The following is a 21290-nucleotide window of genomic DNA, read 5'->3' as shown; positions in this document are numbered from 1 at the left end:
GGCTATTTGAGTAATGAGCTGTCTTTTTTAAGTATTTGAACCATCTCCACTAAAAGGTACATCCTAAAAGCCAGGGTATAATCATCCAAATCCCTGGTTACAGGAACCTTTCGTAAGAACTTGACTAACTTAGCTGGCAGATGCTGCCTGACAAAGATGGCAATGGCACGCTTGCTAAAGCGTTTTGGCCGCACCTTCTCTTTATCAATACGCGATAGTACATAATTGACAAACTCATCAGACAACAATTCGCTATTTTTAATCCCTTTCAGATAGCCTATTAAAAAGTCTTTAATTTGGGGCTTATGCAGAATTTCGTGAGCAAACTCAATGGCCGGATACTTAGCAAAGTCAATATCGGGGCCAATCGTATGAAGTACCTTTTTAAACATGGTTTTCTGACTTCGTGAATCATCCGGCAGCTCATGCGCCTTTTTGACGATATTGTAGGTATACCAGGGATTAGCCACTTCGGTATAAGCTACCTTCAGCTCATTTAGCCCGCCATGAATAAAAGGTATTCTGAAATTATAGTACAACCTGTCGCGCCAAACCTCAAGTGTCTCATTATTTTTACGAGCCACCCATTCCGGCAGATTATCTTCACTCAAGTTTAGTTCATCAAACTTCTTAGTATACAACAACTCAGAGTTAAGCCTTATACCAACGCAACGTTTTACATCCATCTCGCTGCTCACATGCCGTTGGCCAAATCCCTGATTGGCCCGTATGACTCCATGCACACCATTTTCAAATAGGCGTTTCCAGATGGCAAAACCATCCATATATCCCGAGATGTGATCAACTCTTCCCTCTCCGCAAATCAAAAATCGCTTAAAAATTGTATCAACAGGTTCGGGTGCCACATTGGTTTCGTAATAAGTATGTTTCAGGTTAAAATGATCTGCCAGCTTTTTAGCTACAAACGCATCATTTGCAGGCATATTAACTGCCTCTTTTATGCCCCAGGTCAAGCAATGAGGCTCGGCAAACTGTTGCAGAAAACACAATAAAGTACGGCTATCATACCCTCCAGATAAAGCCAATTGCCACTCTTCCGGCTTATATTCAAAATTGCTAAATGCACCGTTAATAGTCTCCTTAAGCATGTCAATCTGTTCTGCTTCAGTGCGCTCAATCACATTCGCTTTTAAGGGGTCACTTACTATATCTACCGACCAGTTCAAGCGGTTGAGTTTAAGCACACTATTGCCGGGCAGATAATGTACCCGTTTATCCCAGGCATTGGGCCCCATTGAGCCGCACTGTAACATCCAGGGAACAGCCTGCTTATTAAACTCAAAGTCGCCCAATAACATAGAAATGGCACGCTGTGAGGTTGACATGATAAACTGCTCATCATCTAGATAGTACCAAAGAGTTCTGACTGCTACAGGATCCGATAATACTTCGAGCCATTGTTGGTCATTACGCCAGATAACAATATCACCCCGTTTAAATTCGGAGCCTACCCTGTCCCATTCATCACCCGGATGAGATAATCCCCCAAAACAAATACCGCTTTCGGAATAGCGTAAAGACGCAACCGGATTAATAGCTGCATACTGCACTCCTTTGCTATCAATTAACACCGGATTATTGTACTTTATATTATCAGGCTGAATAGTATCTGAAATTAACTTAACAACCTCGGGAGTAAGTTTTTGCTCACCTGAACGTTTTACAGTTAAAAGAAATCTTGACATAGTATTATTGGGTTAGCTGGTGATATAAATCGACGTATTGCTGTACAACCACCTTATTATCCATATGTTCTGTAATGTAATTATAGGCTTTCTGCCCCAATTCCTGGGCAAATGACTGGTTATCTTTCATTTTCTGCCAAGCATCAATAAGCTCCATTCTACTACCACGTTCTACAAGCACTCCAAGTTCACCATCCTTTAGCAGTTCGGCATTACCCGGAACGTTTGTGGCCACCACTGGCTTTTTACAAGCCATGTATTCCATAATGGCATTGGAAGTTCCTTCGCCATGAGTACAAAGAACACCAATATCTAACATATTAACCAGTCGCTCTACGCCTCTTCGCTTGCCTAAAAACAGAATATTCTCTTTACTTCCAGGTGCTACCATAGTCTCTACAGCATTTTTATCAGGCCCATCCCCAATAACCAAAAAGGTAACATTACTATTGCTCCCCAGAAATTGGTTAGCGGCCTCAATGAATAATGGAAAATCTTTTCGGTAATCGATGGAAGCCACCATTCCAATGAAGAAATGGTCTTTACGATCATGCCAATCAAACTCATCAATAACACTATCTCTATCAGGCAAATTCTCAACACGGCTCATACAGAATCCATTTCTAATGACCATCGCCTTACTCTGAGGCACATGGTATGATTTAATGCCAATATTGGAGTTAGCCAGTATAACATCTGAAAAAGGAAAGGTTATTTTTGACCGAATCCAATTCTTAGACATCACCGGACAAACCGAATTAGATATCATGGCATTTATAAATGTCTTTTTTTGCAGCAGCACAGCCGGTAAACAAAAAATTGAGGGCATAGAGCCCCAACTATGAATAATATCGGGTTGATAGTTTTTTATTACATCATATATTTTTTTGAAAACACTAATATCTCGTTTGTAAACCCGCTTAAACACAATTACTTCGAAGTTCAAATCCAAAACTTCTTTGTAATGAATATTATCCTTCAATAAAATCACTTTACAATCAACATCAGAGTACCTGCTCAGTCCTTGCAGCAACTCAGTTGCTCTTCTCTCTTTCCCTCCGTCTCTGAGGCTATCAATCAACATTACAACTTTCATACACTCCAATCAATCTATAGTTTAATACCGTTAAGGGCTAATACTGCACGTTTATCCCAGGTATAATGCTCATTAAACTCTTTATAGGCTTCCTCTGCAATACGATTACGCAATGTAATATCTTCTAATTTAACAATGGCATCGCTCCATTGCTCAGGCGAATCGGGTTGAACAAGCAAGGCATTCTTCTCTGATAATACCTCGCGCAACACTGGCATATCGGAACAGATTATAGCCTTACGTGAAGCCATGTATTCAAATACCTTTAGCGGTGACATATATTGTGCAGACTCCTGTTGCCCTCCTGCCACATACACCTTTTGCTGATAGGGTGCCAGCAGAATATCACAGCTATTACGGTATTTATACACCATACCCGGACTTACATGACCATGAAAACGAATATTGGTAATGCCTTCAGCCTGGGCTTTCCAATACTCAATATCTTTTTGCTTGCCTCCAACTATATGAAAATCATAATGCTCGAGCTTTTTGGCTACAGCTAAAATGATATCGATGCCTCGTCCCTTGTAAAGGTGTCCAAAATAACCTACCTGTAAAGCATCTTTGTGAAGAGCGAAATCATTTATCTTTTCAAAATCAGGCACTCTATCAGAACCATCAGCCAGCATTAAGGTGTTAACATTAGCCTTTGTAAATGTTTTATCTGTTTGGTATATATCTTTCAGCGCCTCTGTTATTACTACAAACTGTTTCAGCTGCTTTGACTTTAACAGGCGTTTCAACATCCATTGATTTTGCTTCTTTCCACTTTGTAAAACCGGGCCATGCGACTCAAGTATAAAAGGAATCCGGGAACGCAAATTAAGATAATAGGCTGCTAATACCCCTCTGAAATACACCAAATCAGGTTGCCATTTTATCAATTTACTAATAGCAAGGTAAACAAAACGGTACTTCATCAAGCGTGCATTAGCCGGAAAGTAAATACTCTCAATTTTAAAGTTAGGCTCTACCCCATAAAACTCATAGACATCATCAACTCCTTTTTCTGCTATACCTTCTACAAAAATGGAATATAAAGTCACCTCATGCCCTAATTTTGCCAAACTCTGACACATCTTCATGACATGAACACTATTGGCATTTTTACTTGGCACATGTGATGCCATAACATAGGCTATTTTCATCCTATCAGGTTTTAGACGGTTATGGTTATATTCATTAGCTAATGATAGCATTAACCTCAACGGTTAATGCTCATTTGTTTAGCTTATCCATATACATTTTAATACTTACTATACTGCACAAAACCAGAAAGTTGGTTTTAATAAGCTTTTGATAGTTACTTTGCAGATACTGATGCTCAAATAACTCTTCAAACAAGCTGTTGGGCCTTTGCAGGGTATCCCCAATAAATTTGATATTAGCTGAATTACTTAGCCACATCTTAATGTTCTTATGTGCACCTTTGAACCATAAGGCTCTTCCATATTTTTTATACAATTTATGATCGGCCTTCCAAACGGTTTCCAATACGGTACGCTTCAATCCTTTTGGTTCGTTTAGTCCCCAAGGCATCCGCTCAAAACGAATACGTCCGATTGCCCCCAGATAATCAGTCATCGCTTCTTTATAAAGGATTCTGTCCAAACGATACGATAGTGGTAATGACAAACTAAAGTCCACCATTTCGTTATGAATTATCGGACTACGCGCCTCCATCTTACCGTAATAATTCATCCATGGTTCAGCTTTAGTAAGGCGTCTCTGTCGATTGATCTGTTCAAATTCATCAAACTTGTCAAATACTTCTGCTGAGTTTAACTTTTGCATCTCAGCAACATAACTGTCGTAGTCAAGCATGCGTTGCGGCTGCCTGAATATTTTGGTAAACAACTCATCTGAACACACCGAATGAAGATTGAAATTATAAAGCAACTGCTTATCTTCAGTCGCGTTCTTTATGGCATTATAGCCACCAGCCGGATCCATATGCGTGAAAGCTTCCAGAAAATTAGCATCAAACCCGGTTATATTAATATCAAACTGTTCAAGATGCTTATAAGCCGACTGATACCAACAATAATTAATCGGCATCATTGGCCTGTTCTGGAGATGTAACTCACTATAACGGCTTAAAAAATCGTCATCAACGTTGATGTATTGCTGTTGAAGCTTAAGCTTCTTCTCAATTCTTTTGGCAATGTGGCAGGCATCTGATTGCTCCTGCCCATATGTATAAGTTTGAAAATCCTTACCCAATTGCTTCGATATATGAATATTACATCGGGAATCGAGTCCTCCCGAGTTGGCTATTACATATCGCCCGTCCGATTTATTAAAGCACTGTTCAACTGCATTGATGTAGATATCAACAAAATCACTCTTAAGGCTTTTTTGACTACGGTCTTGTGGTTCAGCCGTGTACCGCCAGTAACGCGACTCTATAATTTCATTCGTTATAGTGTTAATAGTAATAACGGATGCATTATCACAAAGCTTGATGTGTGGATGAAAGGTCCGATGAAACAATGGCGTTTGGAACTTAATCATCTCACCTAAAGCCCCAATGTCAATAGATGCATTGTCAATAAGCTTAGATACCGCAGTATAATCATCGGCAATAATAACCCTATTTCCGCTATTATACATGTAAAGATCTGCCATACCAAGGCGATCATTAAACACGATGACTTGCTGCTTTTCCTTATCAAAGTAATAGCCACAAAAACTGCCATTCAGTTCACTAATAAAATCACTTCCCTTCGCTCTAATACCTGCTTCTGCGAATGCACATGCATCTTTATATGCTTTTCCAAATAAGAATCCTTTGAAAAAGAATGGTTTCAGTTGATCAAAATGTAAAGCATCAATAATCATATAATCCGGTGCTTTAATCTGTGTTTGTGTTGTAAACAATAATCCCTTATTTCTTGAGTAAATTCACCAAATAACGGGCCGTTAACCTGCTGAATAAAATCAATAGCCAAATCCATATTGTTGACTTCAATCAATTTGATTTGCTCGTCCTTATCTACACAAAAATCAAAGCCCAATAGCCTTGAATGAACATGACGCTGGGCTATGTGTTCGGCTACCTGTTTGACATCATCCAGCATATGCACCGGCATCCTGTCCAACAAATTAACACATCCTTTAGCCAGCTTATTAACCACATCCCCTTTCTTATTAATGGCATAGTTACGAATGCATCCATCAGCCCCAATCCCACACACATATCCGCCAGAGCTCTGATTATCTACTACACTACCGTCCTTCCCAACTCGCAACACCACCTGAATAACATGTATCTGCTCATCTTTAACAGAACGATAAGTCATTACCCGCAGCGTATTGACTGAAGAAGGATTAAACTGGCTGAAAAAAGGATGCTGATGTATGTACTCCTGCACAATGAAATTCATCCCGAAACGACTTTCCATAAACTCAATAGACAGAACGTGCCCCTCTTCGCATATCCATTGACTTCCATTCTTCTCAAAGAGGTAGATATTTTTCCCGCCTTGAGACCCGACAGATGGCTTAACAACTACTTTCTCAATGGTTCCATTTCCAAAATCCAGCACTGGCTGTATTACCTCGCCCTTCTCCGAATAGTAGGTGCCATGAATATTACGTATGAATATCTTAGGAAAATAATTGCCGGAATGCATCCAGTCAATAATAGCTTTATCTTCATAAGCAGAAGAAATTGAGGCATTGTTCAGCAGTGGTTCAATGGTTGTGAAATAAATATTTTCAGGCACAAACAGCTCAGACTTAATACCCGTTAAGGCCGTAAACTCTTTAATAAAAACCTGAGGTACCATCGAGCAAAGTGGTTTCCAGTATGCTTTGTTTGCAGAAATGAGACCGGCTTCAACATTGGTTTGCTTTTGCTTCTTTTTAATACGCTTCCAAACCCTTCGCCCGTTTAAATAACATGCAAAGTGATGAAGGTACCAACTTTGAATCTTTGCTGCTTTTTTGGTAACCCGGTAAAAAAATCCGGCTATTTTTTTTACGGTTTTCACGAATTAATAGATTTTAAGTATGTCCACCTTTTTCATTTTCTTGCAGTAATCAATAACTTCCTGGGTAAATTCCCCGAAAAAAGGACCAATCATAATTTGGGCACCGATACCAATGTTACTTGTATTGATTTCTACCAGCCGAATGTTATCGTCCTCATCAATACTCATATCAAACCCAATCAATCGTGAGTGAGGCACATATTCGGCTAATTCCAGGGCTGTGGCTTTAATTTCATCAATCTTATGCAACTTACCCAGTTCCTTCAGTTTTAACTCGGGCTTATTGGGTACGTGCTCTATCTTCCTCATAGTCTTAAGAAGGGCAAAATCATTTAGTTCACCACTGGGTTTAACCACTATGGCTGTTCCACCCATTTTAATATTATCAACTTCCGAATCTGGCTTACCAATCCGTAATGCCACATGCAATAAGTGCAGCTTATTATCGGCAACAGAACGATATGTGAATACCCTAAAAGTATTGAATGAAGACTCATTGAACTGCCTGTAAAAAGGATGCTGCTTTAGCACTTGCTGAATAACAAAATCCTTCTCAAATTTCCGCAGAAGCCATTTTAGTGTCAGTTCTGTATCTTTATTCTTAAGCGTGAACCTGCCATTGTTTTTGTAGAACACATATACATCACGCCCTCCCCATGAATCAATGGACGGTTTTACCAGCAACTTCTCTTCATTTGTAATGAAGGACTGAATCTGTTTTTCAGGGTCTGCTACCTGGTTACCCAGGCCATCAAAGAAAATACCATTTACATTTTTCAGCAGAGTTACCGGCAACAGCTTTTTATGACTGCCCAATAAGCGGTCATATAAGGCTTTATCGGCATAAGCATGACTTACTTGTTTGTTATTAATTACCGGCTCTATTGAGTGATTATAAACATTGTCAGGAAGAAAATCAGCACTTCGTTTACCTGATATAGTTGCACATACCTTATAAAGATTAGTTGGAATAATATTAGCATGGCTCCATTTCCACCTGTTTTTATATCGCTTAACTTCTTCCGAAGAAAACCGTTGGCCATCAGCAATATCATTCCATATTGCATCATACTCTTTTTTGGCAAAATAGTCGTATTGCAGATAGAAAAGTTTTCGGGTAAGCACCCGACTGGCTCTAAAGCCATTGTGTACTAATTTTATTCCTGCTCCCATAGCTTTAACTCTTATAGATCAGTGATAGAATTCTTTCAACCTCTTTTCGGCGTTTTTTAGAGCTTTTCTCCCTGGCTAACCTCAAGTAGTTAAAATAATACAACAACTTCAAGAGCCACCTTTTATTCATATAGCTAATTCCATATTTATCCCGAAGGTACTTTAACTCTTTTCGAGCCGCATCTGAATCCCTATTGAGGCCTAAACTTACAACTGACTTAGAGGTTATATGCTCACGATACGCTCCCAGGTAAAAAGGGATATGGATAAAATCCGTTTTGCTTTTAAATTTTTTCCATAAATCTGTATCCATAACAAGGTGCAAATCCTCATTAAGTCCCTCCACACTTTCATACAGGTCGCGCGTAAAAAAGGTTGTTTCCTGCGGGATTCTGGCATTCAGAAAACTATACTTTTTAAGGTAACGGGGTTTCTCAACAGCTCTTAATAATCTGCCATCGGTGCCAATTACTATCCGGTCACCATATACCATTTTGATAGCCGGATTTTGTGTTAAATAATCAACTGCAATACGAATTGCTCCGGGTAACAGCAAATCATCCGAATTTAACCAGTTAAAAATCTGACCGGTTGCCTTGGCAAATCCTTTGTTAATGGCATGACTTTGTCCATTATCTTTTTCACTTACCCAGTAATCAATTTTATCCTGATACTTTTTAATGATATCAACACTATTATCGGTTGAACCACCATCAATCACAATGTACTCGAGGTTGGGATAATCCTGATTAATAACTGAGAGAATCGTTTTCTCCAGAAACTCTGCCTGATTATATGAGGGTGTTACTATGGTTACTTTAGGATACTCCATTAGTTAGTGCCTTTAAAGAATGAAAACAATAAACTCACGACATACTCCAATTCTTCCTCTGTTATCTCATAAAAAAATGGTAACCTCAACAAGTGGTCAGTAAAGAAATCGCTGTTGGGTAAATCCCTACCATCATGCTTGTTTTGATAAAACTCACTCTTGTGTAAGGAAAGATAGTGGAATACAGCTAATACATTATGTGCTTTAAGGTGATTTATCAATGCTGATCGGTCATCCAAAGAACGACAAACGATATAAAACATGTGAAAGTTGTTAGTCGTCCAGTTCTGATTAACAGGCAACTTTATAAATCCTTCATCTTCTAATACCTGCAACTTTTCTTTATAATAATGCCATATCTCGCCACGGCGCCGTTGAATATCCTCCAGGTTTTCAAGCTGAGCATAAAGGAAAGCTGCGATAATATCAGATGGTAAAAAAGAAGAACCGGCATCTACCCAACCGTATTTATTTACCTCACCTCTAAAAAAAGCCGCCCTGTTTGTACCTTTTTCCCAGAGTATCTCAGCACGTTCAAAGAATTGCTGATCATTGATGACCAACATCCCACCTTCACCTGCTATGATATTCTTGGTTTCGTGAAAAGAAAAGGTAGCCATATGGCCAAATGAACCAAGTGGACGCTCTTTATAGTAGGCATCAATTGCCTGTGCAGCATCCTCTATCACATACAAATTATACTTACTGGCCAACTCCATGATTTTATCCATATCACATGCCACCCCAGCATAATGTACAGGTACAATAGCTCGCGTTTTTGGTGTTATCAATGCCTCCAGTTTACTTACATCCATATTAGGATGATCAGCTAAACTATCGGCAAAAAGAATTTTGGCACCTCGTAATACAAAAGCATTAGCAGTTGACACAAAAGTGAATGATGGCATGATTACTTCATCTCCTTCTTTGATACCGATTAGCATGGCTGCCATCTCAAGAGCATCGGTACAACTGGTGGTCAACAGGCAGTTTTCAAAACCAAACTTTTTCTTAAAAAGCTCGTGAACTTTATGGGTGAAGTTACCATTACCTTTAATCATACCTGACAGAACTGCTTGCGAGATATAATGCAATTCCTTACCAGACATGTAAGGTTTATTAAAGGGTATTGAATACGTTTGGTCCATACTATTTTATTTAAGATAAGGTTTTTTCCATTTTTATTTCCTCAAACACAGCTGTATAATTAGCCACAACAGCCTCTGGTGCATATAACCGAATAGCCTTATCACGGCATCGCTGTCTCATCTCTGCTCTTGCTTCTTCTGACAAATTTACCAGATACTTAATTCCTTCGCTCAAATCATCTGCATCAGCCCATTTAGCCAGATACCCAGTTTTATAATGTTCAACCAAATCAAGTGCCACCCCCATTTCAAATGAAACAACGGGCGTACCGGTCATCAAGGCCTGATTGATCATAACAGGACCAGAGTCGTAAATGGATGGACAAATAAACATATCAGCTGCTGCATAGGCATGTGCTAATTGATCTACTTCTTTTAGATAGCCAAGCATTCGATACCTGAATGGTAACTCGTGAACAGGAAAATTATTGGTACTACCCGCTATTAATAAGGAAATATTTTTATTGGTCGCCTGCTCTTTAAAATGCGCTTCAACTTTATGCAGCGCCTTTAGCAGATGATCCATCCCTTTTCGTTCCTCACCAAAATGTACCGAACCAAAGAACACCACAAATTCATCATCAGCAATTGATAGCTCCCTGTGCGCATCTTGCCTGCTTGAAGGTGTGAATATATCCGGTTCGACACTCATAAAAGTGCGGTATAACTTCTTACTCTTAAACAGGCTGCTGGCTTTGGTATTTAGCTCATCCCATTTACTGCCAATCATCAACCGTAAGTCATAACCTTCCACATTCTGCTGTTTAAATCGAAGATTGATAGCTGACTGATCATTATTATCAGATGAGTATAAGGCCGGGCAATTGCCACAGTTATTTTTGTAACCTTCACACTCCCAGGCATAATGACACCCTCCAGTAAGCGGAGCCATATCAAGAAACTGCCACAATACAGTCGCTTTCGTTTTCTGAGCCAGCTGTTTAATATTTTTAGCTGTAATAAACTGCGTGGTAAAAAATATAATTATTACATCAGGTTGATAGTCTCCCAGGCGCTGAAGTATTATATCTGTTGAGAAATACTCGATAGTGTTATCCAGTTCAAAAAACTGATACTTCCGATCTATCTTTTGTGCGGGGGACTGATTTTTACCACCAAACCACTTATTCAATTTTCTGAAAATCTTCTTTCTAAACCGTAAGCGGTTCCATTCTTTAGTATTGTAGATCGATATAACGTCCTTATCATCTGAATCATCATAAATAGTTAACAGCTTCGATTCATACCCGTTATTTTTAAATGCCGAGTGTAAATCATAGGCCACTTTTCCTGCTCTGTATGGCCCGTGGGCCGTAAGACATAATACCTTCATAGTTACTTATTTACTCCATATACCTTTGGCGGTATCATTTATGATTCGATTATATTGAATTGGATGCAACACTGCACCCGACAGTAAACAAACTATTGTTGCTAAAATGACTCCTGACGGCCCCATACCCAAATACTTGCCAAAAAAAATCGATAGCGGGATATTAAACACTGTTGAAGTCAATGAGATGTATAGTTGTAATTTAATTTTTCCAACTCCGTTGAGAAAATACGAATAGATACTGTTCCAGCTCCTGATTAGGACAAAAACACCCATAAGGATAGTTAATTGCCAGGGCACAGTCACTTTATCCTTAATCCACAAATGATAAACAAATGGAGCTATAAAAAACAGAATCAACATACCTACTACCAGAAGTGCCCAAAACTTATGCAGGGTGGTTATCGAGCGTTTTATCCAGAGTTTGTCATTCTTTGTAAAAGCATCAGTAAAAGCAGCCCAATAAGGATTCACTAATATAACAAAGCCCATTTGCAATACGCCCATATATTTGCGTGCTACAGCATAAGGCACCACCTCCTCCGGTCCGAATAAATTGGATATGATGAAATTATCGGTAGAAAACAGGATGATAACGGCAATTTGAACTACAAAAAACTTTAATCCCAAAGAGGTTAACTCCGGAAAAACTTTTCTGTCGAAGTACTTTATCGATGGCCGAATGTGTTTGTAGGTCCCGTTGAATAATATGATGCTAAAAATGATCATATACAATAATGGAATACCGTTAATTATCAGGGCAATATAAACAATGGAACTTTTAGCGTAATAATACAACAGCAGCACTCCACCAAAAAAAGTTAAGGAGGCCAGAAAACTAATCGCTTCGGCATAGGCAGGCAACTGATGAGCTGATAAGATGGTGTATATCAATGAAAAAAACAATCTTAAACAGAAAAAGCCTACCATCACCGCAATCGTAAGGCGTATGATATCCTCATATTGCGTATCAACATTTAGCAGGCCAGTCCAGTTTATTAGAAAGATAAATGGCAAAACCAATATCATTGTTCCCATACTAATGGCACCAATAGCCACATAAGTTGTACTGACATATCTACGGGCACTTTCAAAATCCTCTAAAGCAATGGCTTCGGCCAGTTTGTTCTTCAGACCATTTCCCAGCCCGATATTCAGAAAGCGCATCCAATGAACCATGCTGCCAAGTGTAAGCCATAAACCATGAAATGTAGCTCCCAAATAGGACAATATTATAGGAAACCTAATGTAACCAATGAGCATGTTGCCACCTTTAACACCCATTGATATTAACACATTCTTTCTAAGCTTTCTGCTTCTGACAGATAAACCTCTACCAGATATTTTATGTTGTATCTGACTAATTACCTTCTGCATCATCCTGTTTCTCTTTCAATTGTTTCTCGTACTCGCTGATATAGTATTTATCAAATAAGAAGGCCAGAGCCATACCAAACGTAAAAATGATGTAATAAACTAAAGTTACATTAGCCCATGTAAATGTTAAAAAGCCAATGAAACTACCCCAGAAATGTGTTTTCAGGGCATGCCTGTATAATCGGTACTGAATTGAAAACCAGAAACCAAAAGCCAGTATACTACCGACCAATCCGTATGAAAAGAGGTGCGCAAAATAACCGACATGTATTTGGGAACTCCGGCCTCCAATAGCAATTTCCAATTCATCTGTCATATTAAAACCAGTACCAAATAAGGGATTATCAGGAAAAAAACGTACTAACATCTCATAAGCTAATACGCGTGTACTTGCTGAATCAGAGAGTATTCGCTCTTCGATATAACCGTGTAAGTCAAATCCAACAATTTGGATGACCAGATATGCCAACAAGGCAAAAACCGGAATGAGCAACATCCGCTTAATGGTTTCTGAAAATCTCCCGCTGAATATTACCGGGAACCAGCAAAAGACATAGGCTACCTGTACATAGCGCGAATTAGTGGCAAACGCAATAATGCCTCCAATTATTAGATAAAGGTATTCTATGCGATTATATTCTTTCAGACCAAATGAAACGATAATGGCTAAGACCGGGATCATGGATAAACTCACGTCCATTCTTCCGGTAAAACCAAACAGAGATACTCGCCGCACTTCAAAAACATTCTCCTGCAATCCTGCTCCAACAGAAAACTCACTGATACTCGATGGTGTAAGAAAAAATGGGTCTGAGACCAGTTGAATAATTGAAACCACTCCTGCTGCAAGCATTACACCTTTCAATATTTTCACAATTAAAACAACATCCTTTTTAAAGATTATCAGGTTATCGATTACAAAGAGGAGGAAAATTAACTGCAAATAAGGATTAGTTATAAAATCGTATACAAAGCCTTTTCGCTGATAGGTATCCAACTGATTGATTACGTCCCAGATGATGTAATAGAGATATACCAGAAAACCAAGGAAAATATGGTAATGTATCTTAGAATTTTTTAATCCCTTTACTAAAAGAATAGCAATAGCAACAGCCATTATACTGGTACCATATAATTTCCTAAACCCCTGATGTACTGTATAATAATCAATCATACAAATTAGAGGTGCCAAAGGAAGCAACTTAAAATACCAATTAACAACAAATGATAATTGCTTCATAAAGTGCTATTTTTTAGAATAGTAGTTGCCGTAATAATATTTCTGCCTATTGACTTTTATATTATTCAGTACCACACTGGTCTTATGATCTTCTACTTTCAGTTCATTGATACCATTCTTAAAGTCCTTCTTCATGGTGTGCTTCATTCTGAGCACATACAGCACCATATCCGAAAACTTACTTAATACACTTCCCTCAGATGTTAGTGAAACTGGGGCACTATCAATGATAATAAAGTCATACTGTTCTCTTAAGTCTTCCAGCAGCTTTTCGGTATTCTCATTCTCAATCAACTCTGAAGGGTTTGGCGGAAAAGCACCGCAGGTGATATAATCAAATGAGAGTTCATTATCAGAGGTCCTGATGACATCTTTCAACTCTTTTTGTTTTGACATGACCTCCGTCATACCATGTCCTCTCTCTTTATCATTAAAGAAATCAAATGATAAGCCTCCTTTTCTTAGATCAAAATCCAATAACAGTGTTTTTTTACCTAAAGCTGCAAAGGCAGAAGTTAAATTATACGAGCAGAACGACTTACCTTCACCCGGTATTGTTGAAGTTACCAGCAATACACGGCCTTTATCATGTTTCCAGTTAAAAAAGTCAATATTACTTCTTAATTTCCTGAAAGATTCCTGGTAGATAATCAGATCTTTATCCTCAAAAAGTTGCTTTTTATTACCTGGCACTTTGAATATCTGTCCCATCACCGGCAGGTTAAATTCAAGCTGGAAATCGTCAACATCATTAAACCTCTCAAAGAAGGTTTCGTAAATCAGTATAAATATTGTTGGTATCATCAACCCAAGAAAGATGGTAAACATCAGAATCCTCATGCGCTTGGGTGACTGAATACCTGCAAACGATGGATAATCGAACACTTCATAATCGGGTAAGTTGGCAATCTTGGCTATTTGTGCCTCTGCCCTTTTTTCCATTAGATAAATGTAGGTGGCATCGTGCAAACGGAAATTTCGCTCATAGCCAACCAGATTTCTTTGCGTCTCAGGCAATGTATTGAGCTGGGCATTAAGACTACTCATTCTTCTGTTAATCCTGGAAAGTTCATTGTTTGCTGCGTCATAAGCATACTCCAAATTAACCAAAATGGTATTTCGCAAGTTCCTAATCTGAAAATCCAGATCCTTTATTCGCGGACTTTTCCCCTGATTGTTTTCAATCAACTGTCTTTTTCTGGCAGTTAATGAAATGTACTCATTCAGTAAGTCATTCAAAACCTGGTTACCCAAATCTGACACCGTTGTTAAAGAGTATTCAGTGTCCTCATCACCCGATGAAAAACTGTTGTTCAAAAACTGTAAATACTGAATTTGCGATTCTTTGGCACTCCGTTCAATTTCAATCTGACGGATACTTTCATAAATCTGCGATGCTTTCATATTAACATCCAATACTTGTTCCTTAGATTGAAACTGTTGCAATGAACGCTCAGCTAAATCCAGCGAATCGTAGACCTCGGTTAACTGCTGGTCGATGTATGCAACGGTTGATTGGGCAATATGATTCTTATTATCAAGGTTGTCTTCTATTACTGTTTTCAGATAAGCATCCAGAAAAGCCATTCCTTTTCTAATATTATACGTAACCATGGTCACATTAATGGCACTTGCTTCACGACTGGTAGGTGTTAAGCTTAAACGGCCATAATAATCTCTGGCAAGTTGTTGGTTGCTTTTCACCTCAAAGTTAAAATCATGCTTCATCGACTTTTTAACGTCAATACCTTCTTTGAGCAGAACTACAAACTTATAGTTCTCACTTTCGACCACATCTCCAAACCTGTATTTCTTACTAATCGTAAGCCCTGTAACCGATTCAATTATGGATTGCTTAGAGAAGTCATATATCTCTCCTTCGGCTTCTTCCAGTTCCAACTGATATTCTTTTGAGTTAAGGATTTTCAGCGAGAACTTAGTGTTTGTTAATTGTGGGGTATTTTTATCCAAAACTACCTGAAACGGTACATTATTGAATATTTCACGTTCATAAAATAGTTCCTGACGAAAATAAGCCACATTAAAGTCCAGTTTTTCAAACACTTTTTCGAGCAGAGGTCTTGACTGCAGCGTTATTAAACTATTCTCAAAATTTGTACGTCCCGAAAATAGTTCGTAGCCACTGAAAAAGCGAGTTGGATCAATGGTACCTCGTTCTTGCTGATGCACAACAATCTTGGCACCTACACTATAAACAGGCTGTGAGTACTTTTGATATACAATACCCATACCCGTAAACATCAACACACAGATTGGGTATAAATACCAATAGCGAAGAACTTTAGCAATAATAACTTTCAGATCTCCCTGATTTACATCATTGTCTATTAACATAATCTAACACTAAAATAAAGGTTGTAATTGAGGATAATACAAGCGCATATGGGAAGGTATCTAAGCCCCACCATCTTCTTCTCAATGGCTCCACATATACAATATCATTTGAGCGGAGATAATAGTACGGTGAAGTAAATAACTCTTCGTTGGTGAGGTTTATGTAGTGCTTGGTAATCTTATCCTCCACATTACGAATCACACACACGTTTTTTCGGTTTCCAAACTCCTGGATATCACCAGCCATACTTAATGCCTGAAAAATAGATATTTTATCAGTTGAATAGTAATACCTTCCTGGACGAGCAACATAGCCCATCACTGCAATATTTTTATTTACAAAGTTCAGTTTAACTGATGGACTATTAAGGTAACCTGCAAGCTCTGTTTCCAGCAAATCAGATGCTTCTTCAAGGGTATACCCTGATAATTTAATTTTTCCAATGACTGGTAGATTAATACGACCAAACTCATCAACTCGATGGGCAATTAGCGAAAAGCCCTCTGGGCCTGCTGTATTGGTAACTCCCTGGCGTCGATTAAGAAAATTCACCTCATCCTGATCCAGGCTAAAGATCTCAATGTAAATTTCATCATAAGGTTCAATCGTCGTTTTTTCCTCGGGACTTGAATGTTCGATATCCATATATTGATCATCCGCATCACCTTGAACATATACGACATCTTTTTGGGGAACGCATGCTACGAACACCATACATACAAGACAAAATTGCAGGGCAAGTCTCATTTGGCTAAAATTTTAGTTTAAAGTATCTGGTTCAAAGGCAACACCTGCATTTAAAGATCACCTGCAAATGCTACCTTATTACACAATTACTCTAATGTAAACAAATTGGACTTACGCCTCTTTTTATTTTTACCAACTAACCGTTTTTAAGGATAAACACCCTTTTGCCCTAAACTAATTTTTCTACACCCACCAAGGCAAACGAGTTACTTATTCTGTCTTAAAATGAGCTTTAATTTTTTGCTTCTTAGCTTTATAGCTTAAGTTTTTCGTTGGAATTTTATTGGGCGATAGCAAGTATAGCTTTTCCTGCATATTCGTTTTCATCACCACCTTTGCCGGATTCCCCATCACCAGGGAGTTGTCAGGGATTTTTCCTTTAACTACCGAGCCGGCTGATATAATACAATTATCCCCAATATGCGTATTTGGTAAAATAATACAGTTGAGACCAATACAAGTATTGTTTCCAATTTTTATAGGCCCAAACAGATCTAAATCAGGATATTTATCCCGAAAAATCCAAACGGCACCATCATGTGTTAAAAACTGCACCCCCTTTGAAACTACAACATGATTACCAATTTCGATTAAATAATGCTCGGTTGAAAATTGGGAATAGTAAATATTGCACTTAGCACCAATTTTAACTCCATATGCACGCAATAGGGCAATTCTCAACTGCCCAAATAATAGCCTGTTTAATATGGTAAATGCACCATTTCTTACTTTACTCGCAATACTCATTTTCTACCTGTTAAATCTGTTGTTGTACCATTGCTTTCAACCACATCAACAATCCTTCGGCAAAACAAAGGATATACCATTTGAGCAAATTGTGTATTCGGATGTGAATCACGTTCACTTTCTGCAAACTCATCCTTCAAAAATAATCCGCCCTGTGTCTCCAGCTCATAGAAATCCCACAAGTAAACATTATCTTCAGGTGTATCCCATTCATCGCGCACCCACTCAACAAATTCCCTGGTTCTCAATCCTTCCTCTTCGTTCGTGCGATTTTTATTTAATGCGGCACTGGTCCAAACAATGAATTTCGTATTTGGATATTGATGAAACTTCTCTTTCAATGCCTGGTACTGAAGCTTGTAGTTGGCAAGGGTCTTTTGATTTGACTTAATATCTGCCAGAGTATCACCTTCCATCTTGCTCACAGGGTAACAGTGCTTGAGTATAACCACATCATAATTAGCAGTCAACTCTTCAAGTGTAGGATCCGGATATTTGCCTTTGGTGTCCTCATTAATCCAAAGGTTATAATAATCATAGGGGAAGTTCTTCCATCCGTAGGGATCTCTTTTGGGAAAGTCAATCTCTTCCAGGTCATATTTGTAATCACTGGTCTTATTATATTTAGAGAACCATTTAGGCACCGCTGTTTTTAATCCCAGTTTATGTTGAGCCTTAACCCATTTAGAGGTAGAGCCAGTCCATACAATCTTTCCTAGACTATGGTGTAGAAAAATAACTTTAACTGTATTCATATTGGAGTTTGTTTGGTTACAGTTTACAAAAAAGAGGTTCATCAAAATGAACAGTAACATGTATTTAAAGTGCTTCATAACTTAAGAGATTTTATAAGTATTTTCGGGCATCCGGGCCAACGTTAAACACCAAATCAATGATTGAAACGGCATGTTCAAATCCATTATAAAGTTGCGGATACACCTTATAATTAGAGTAATCCATCCAATGCACATTAATATTATGTTGCTGACACTTAACTACGTCAAGATATGACTTTGCCGCAGATCCTGAATAATAATCAGTTGCTTCAACCTTTCTTAAAAGCTCAATAACCCTATCTGACTTTGTGGCTTTCAGGTTGTATTTTCGGGTATCATCAAATTGGGCATTAAGCCCCAATAACTCTGTGGAAATGCGCTTTATTAACAGTTGATTCATATCTGATAACTTATCCCACTGAGTACCCAGATAGATTTCCTCAAAAAAAACTTGATAGTCCTTAAAATATTTTGCTTTACGATAGTGCTGATATATCTTGTTCCAGTGCTTCTTTTGCCACCCTTTATCGTTTAGCTGAACATCACAAATATTGATATGCTCATTGCTCCCACAAGGGATAGTGAGCCACTCAAGCCCCTTATCCGTTTTTATTTTATTTCTATTACGCCAATCTTGCTTAGTATACTGTAAATCATCATGAAACACAAACAAATCAACATTAGCAATAATACTAAAATAGCCCTTCCAGGGTATATAGTTTGATTGCAGTAAAGCCACCTTTTTCATCGCTCATTCCCATTTAATGCATTAATAAGTAATTGATAGTTTTCTTCAAACCTTGAACGGGAAAACTTCTCTGCCAATATCTCTTTTGATCTCGCACCATAGTCTTTTCTTAACTGACCATTGGTACATAAGCGCTTTAAATGATTAACCATACCATCAACATCACCTACTTCCAGTACCATGCCATTTTCTCCTTCTTCAACAAGCTGATTATTATCTCCAACATTGGTTGTTACAACTGGCAAATTATAGCTCAAGGCCTCCATAATTGAGTTGGAAGTTCCCTCAAATAAGGACGTGCACAAATAAATATCAGCCATCTTATAATAATCTTGCAAGTTATCAGGTTTGATAACCATCTCAACACTATCAGACAATCTCATCTCAATTATTAATTCTCTTAGGTACTCCTCCAGTTCACCATAACCCACCAAAAGGTAATTTATCTGAATTCCTTCCTTTTCAACCAGTTGCTTAATAACATTGAAAGCGGTTGGTAAGTCTTTTTGTTCAATAAATCTGCAAACCGACAATATATTAACCCTCAGGTTACTGCTCCGCTCAATGAAGGCATCATTAAGGTCATCAATACTATTACTAATAACCTGGCACTTAACAGGTCGAAATCCTCTTTGAATAAATTCCTGATAACCTGAGTAATTATTAAATACGGTCTTATCATGCAGGTATCGACTTAACAGTTTATTCACCATAAACCGTCCTTTATCCATCTTACAATTTCTTATGCCCCCAACGACTTTAAGCCGCTTGTTAAGCATTCGAACCCCTCCGGCCAAAATATTATCACTGGTCAGGTAAGAGAATAATACATCAACCTTTTCAGCCTTAACAATACCATTTAGCTTCATTAATTTATTGTGCCAACGGGCGTAGTCCAACCCATAAACCGGTACATCAACCTGTTCCAGCCGTTCCCTGAAATGCGGATTTATTTGCTCCCCGTTTTGCACAATTACGATAACATCATGTAAAGGAGTCAATACTTCAGCCAGAATTACGCATTGTTTCTCTGCCCCACCTGATAGAAGAGTACGGATCAATAAAGCTACCTTCATATTTTAATAGTAAAACACAATGAGGGGATAAACCCCTCATCGCTAAACTTTATTTTTTAATGATTTTTGATAACGTTCGCCCGGATTTAGAGTGAATAACGACAATATAAGTGCCCGGACTTAAATCATACAATTCAAGCTGACCGCCTGTATCGTTCTTTAACTGCTTAACAACGTTACCTGTTAAACTAACGATTTCTATACGTTCATAGTCACCTTCTACATTAACTAATCCGTTGGTAACTGTCGGATATACCCGATGCTTTGCAGCACTAGTCTTCGAAATCGAATTCGCCAGTTCAAAAGTCACCTCAACATTTTTATTTTCAGCTATATCGGTCAATTGCATAAAATACACGCCATTATCCTCGGTTAACTCGCCAACAACATTATCACCAGCATTAATAGTTACTGAGGTAATTGTATATCCTTGGTCAGGCGTTATTACTATATCAAAAAGTTCGTTGATATACACTTCGTTTGCACCCTCATTTTCTACTGTACCTCCATCATTAGCATTTACCGTTACAGTAAAGTATTGTGTAAAGCCAGCAACTAAAGATGCATCAGCTGCAACCGCAGAAACCGTATAAGTTAAAACACCTGCATTGTCTTCCCATTGCACTTCCACTCCGTCTAACAGTAAGGACGTTAATTTATATCCGGCTTCAGGCGTAATGGTAAATTCGTCACTATCTTCATTGATAAGAACTTCTGAACTGCCTGGTGTTATAGCACCTCCTGTGCCTGCTGTTGCACTTACTGTAAAGTATTGTGTAAAGGCTGCGACTAAAGATACATCAGTTGTAACAGTAGTTACCGTATATGTTAAAACACCTGCGTTGTCTTCCCATTGCACTTCCTCTCCGCCTAACTGCAATGATGTTAATTTGTATCCGGCATCTGGTGTGATAGTAAATTCATCACTGCTTTCATT

Annotated in this window: 18 protein-coding genes; all 18 read right to left on the bottom strand. The window is 38.4% G+C overall.

Annotation, left to right across the window (positions count from 1 at the left end; translation table 11 throughout):
- Positions 1-2: 2 nt before the first annotated feature.
- On the bottom strand, positions 3-1706 hold the full coding sequence (locus tag KDU71_RS18145; RefSeq protein WP_212192522.1) for an asparagine synthetase B family protein: 1704 nt from the start codon (positions 1704-1706) through the stop codon (positions 3-5).
- 4 nt (positions 1707-1710) lie between these two features.
- Positions 1711-2802 (bottom strand): glycosyltransferase, encoded by a 1092-nt coding sequence (locus KDU71_RS18140; RefSeq protein WP_212192521.1) that lies wholly within the window; start codon positions 2800-2802, stop codon positions 1711-1713.
- Positions 2803-2816: 14 nt separating this feature from the next.
- A complete protein-coding gene (locus tag KDU71_RS18135; RefSeq protein ID WP_212192520.1) occupies positions 2817-3953 on the bottom strand; it encodes a glycosyltransferase in 1137 nt (378 codons plus the stop codon).
- A 70-nt stretch (positions 3954-4023) separates the two neighbouring features.
- Positions 4024-5646, bottom strand: a complete 1623-nt coding sequence (locus KDU71_RS18130) for an asparagine synthetase B family protein (RefSeq protein WP_212192519.1) — start codon at positions 5644-5646, stop codon at positions 4024-4026.
- Positions 5643-6800 (bottom strand): sugar-transfer associated ATP-grasp domain-containing protein, encoded by a 1158-nt coding sequence (locus tag KDU71_RS18125; protein WP_212192518.1) that lies wholly within the window; start codon positions 6798-6800, stop codon positions 5643-5645. The genes KDU71_RS18130 and KDU71_RS18125 overlap by 4 nt, the downstream gene beginning before the upstream one ends.
- Positions 6801-6803: 3 nt before the next feature.
- Positions 6804-7973 (bottom strand): sugar-transfer associated ATP-grasp domain-containing protein, encoded by a 1170-nt coding sequence (locus KDU71_RS18120; RefSeq protein ID WP_212192517.1) that lies wholly within the window; start codon positions 7971-7973, stop codon positions 6804-6806.
- A gap of 4 nt (positions 7974-7977) precedes the next feature.
- Positions 7978-8805, bottom strand: a complete 828-nt coding sequence (locus KDU71_RS18115; protein WP_212192516.1) for a glycosyltransferase family 2 protein — start codon at positions 8803-8805, stop codon at positions 7978-7980.
- Positions 8805-9953, bottom strand: coding sequence for a dTDP-4-amino-4,6-dideoxygalactose transaminase (rffA, locus tag KDU71_RS18110; protein WP_212192515.1), 1149 nt, complete (start codon positions 9951-9953; stop codon positions 8805-8807). Before rffA ends, KDU71_RS18115 begins: the two co-directional genes overlap by 1 nt.
- A 10-nt stretch (positions 9954-9963) precedes the next feature.
- A complete protein-coding gene (locus KDU71_RS18105) occupies positions 9964-11286 on the bottom strand; it encodes a glycosyltransferase (RefSeq protein ID WP_212192514.1) in 1323 nt (440 codons plus the stop codon).
- Between the two features lie 6 nt (positions 11287-11292).
- Positions 11293-12666 (bottom strand): lipopolysaccharide biosynthesis protein, encoded by a 1374-nt coding sequence (locus KDU71_RS18100; RefSeq protein WP_212192513.1) that lies wholly within the window; start codon positions 12664-12666, stop codon positions 11293-11295.
- Positions 12647-13903, bottom strand: coding sequence for an O-antigen ligase family protein (locus tag KDU71_RS18095; protein ID WP_212192512.1), 1257 nt, complete (start codon positions 13901-13903; stop codon positions 12647-12649). Before KDU71_RS18095 ends, KDU71_RS18100 begins: the two co-directional genes overlap by 20 nt.
- 6 nt (positions 13904-13909) lie before the next feature.
- Positions 13910-16258 carry a GumC family protein gene (locus tag KDU71_RS18090; protein WP_212192511.1) on the bottom strand — a complete coding sequence of 783 codons (2349 nt, stop codon included), beginning with the start codon at positions 16256-16258 and terminating at the stop codon, positions 13910-13912.
- Positions 16242-16904 carry a polysaccharide biosynthesis/export family protein gene (locus tag KDU71_RS18085; protein WP_212192510.1) on the bottom strand — a complete coding sequence of 221 codons (663 nt, stop codon included), beginning with the start codon at positions 16902-16904 and terminating at the stop codon, positions 16242-16244. Before KDU71_RS18085 ends, KDU71_RS18090 begins: the two co-directional genes overlap by 17 nt.
- A 312-nt stretch (positions 16905-17216) precedes the next feature.
- On the bottom strand, positions 17217-17753 hold the full coding sequence (locus KDU71_RS18080) for an acyltransferase (protein ID WP_212192509.1): 537 nt from the start codon (positions 17751-17753) through the stop codon (positions 17217-17219).
- Complete coding sequence (locus tag KDU71_RS18075) at positions 17750-18508, bottom strand: hypothetical protein (protein ID WP_212192508.1); 759 nt, start codon at positions 18506-18508, stop codon at positions 17750-17752. The genes KDU71_RS18080 and KDU71_RS18075 overlap by 4 nt, the downstream gene beginning before the upstream one ends.
- Positions 18509-18599: 91 nt before the next feature.
- Complete coding sequence (locus tag KDU71_RS18070) at positions 18600-19277, bottom strand: WbqC family protein (protein WP_212192507.1); 678 nt, start codon at positions 19275-19277, stop codon at positions 18600-18602.
- Positions 19274-20353, bottom strand: coding sequence for a glycosyltransferase family 4 protein (locus KDU71_RS18065; RefSeq protein ID WP_212192506.1), 1080 nt, complete (start codon positions 20351-20353; stop codon positions 19274-19276). Before KDU71_RS18065 ends, KDU71_RS18070 begins: the two co-directional genes overlap by 4 nt.
- 49 nt (positions 20354-20402) lie before the next feature.
- The coding region (locus KDU71_RS18060) for a T9SS type A sorting domain-containing protein (protein ID WP_212192505.1) at positions 20403-21290 on the bottom strand (888 nt) is incomplete at its 5' end.

It is taken from the genome of Carboxylicivirga sediminis (assembly GCF_018156225.1).
GTDB classification, from domain to species: domain Bacteria; phylum Bacteroidota; class Bacteroidia; order Bacteroidales; family Marinilabiliaceae; genus Carboxylicivirga; species Carboxylicivirga sediminis.
The sequence above is the reverse complement of the archived record's forward strand: the minus strand, read 5'-3'. Positions and strand labels throughout refer to the sequence as shown.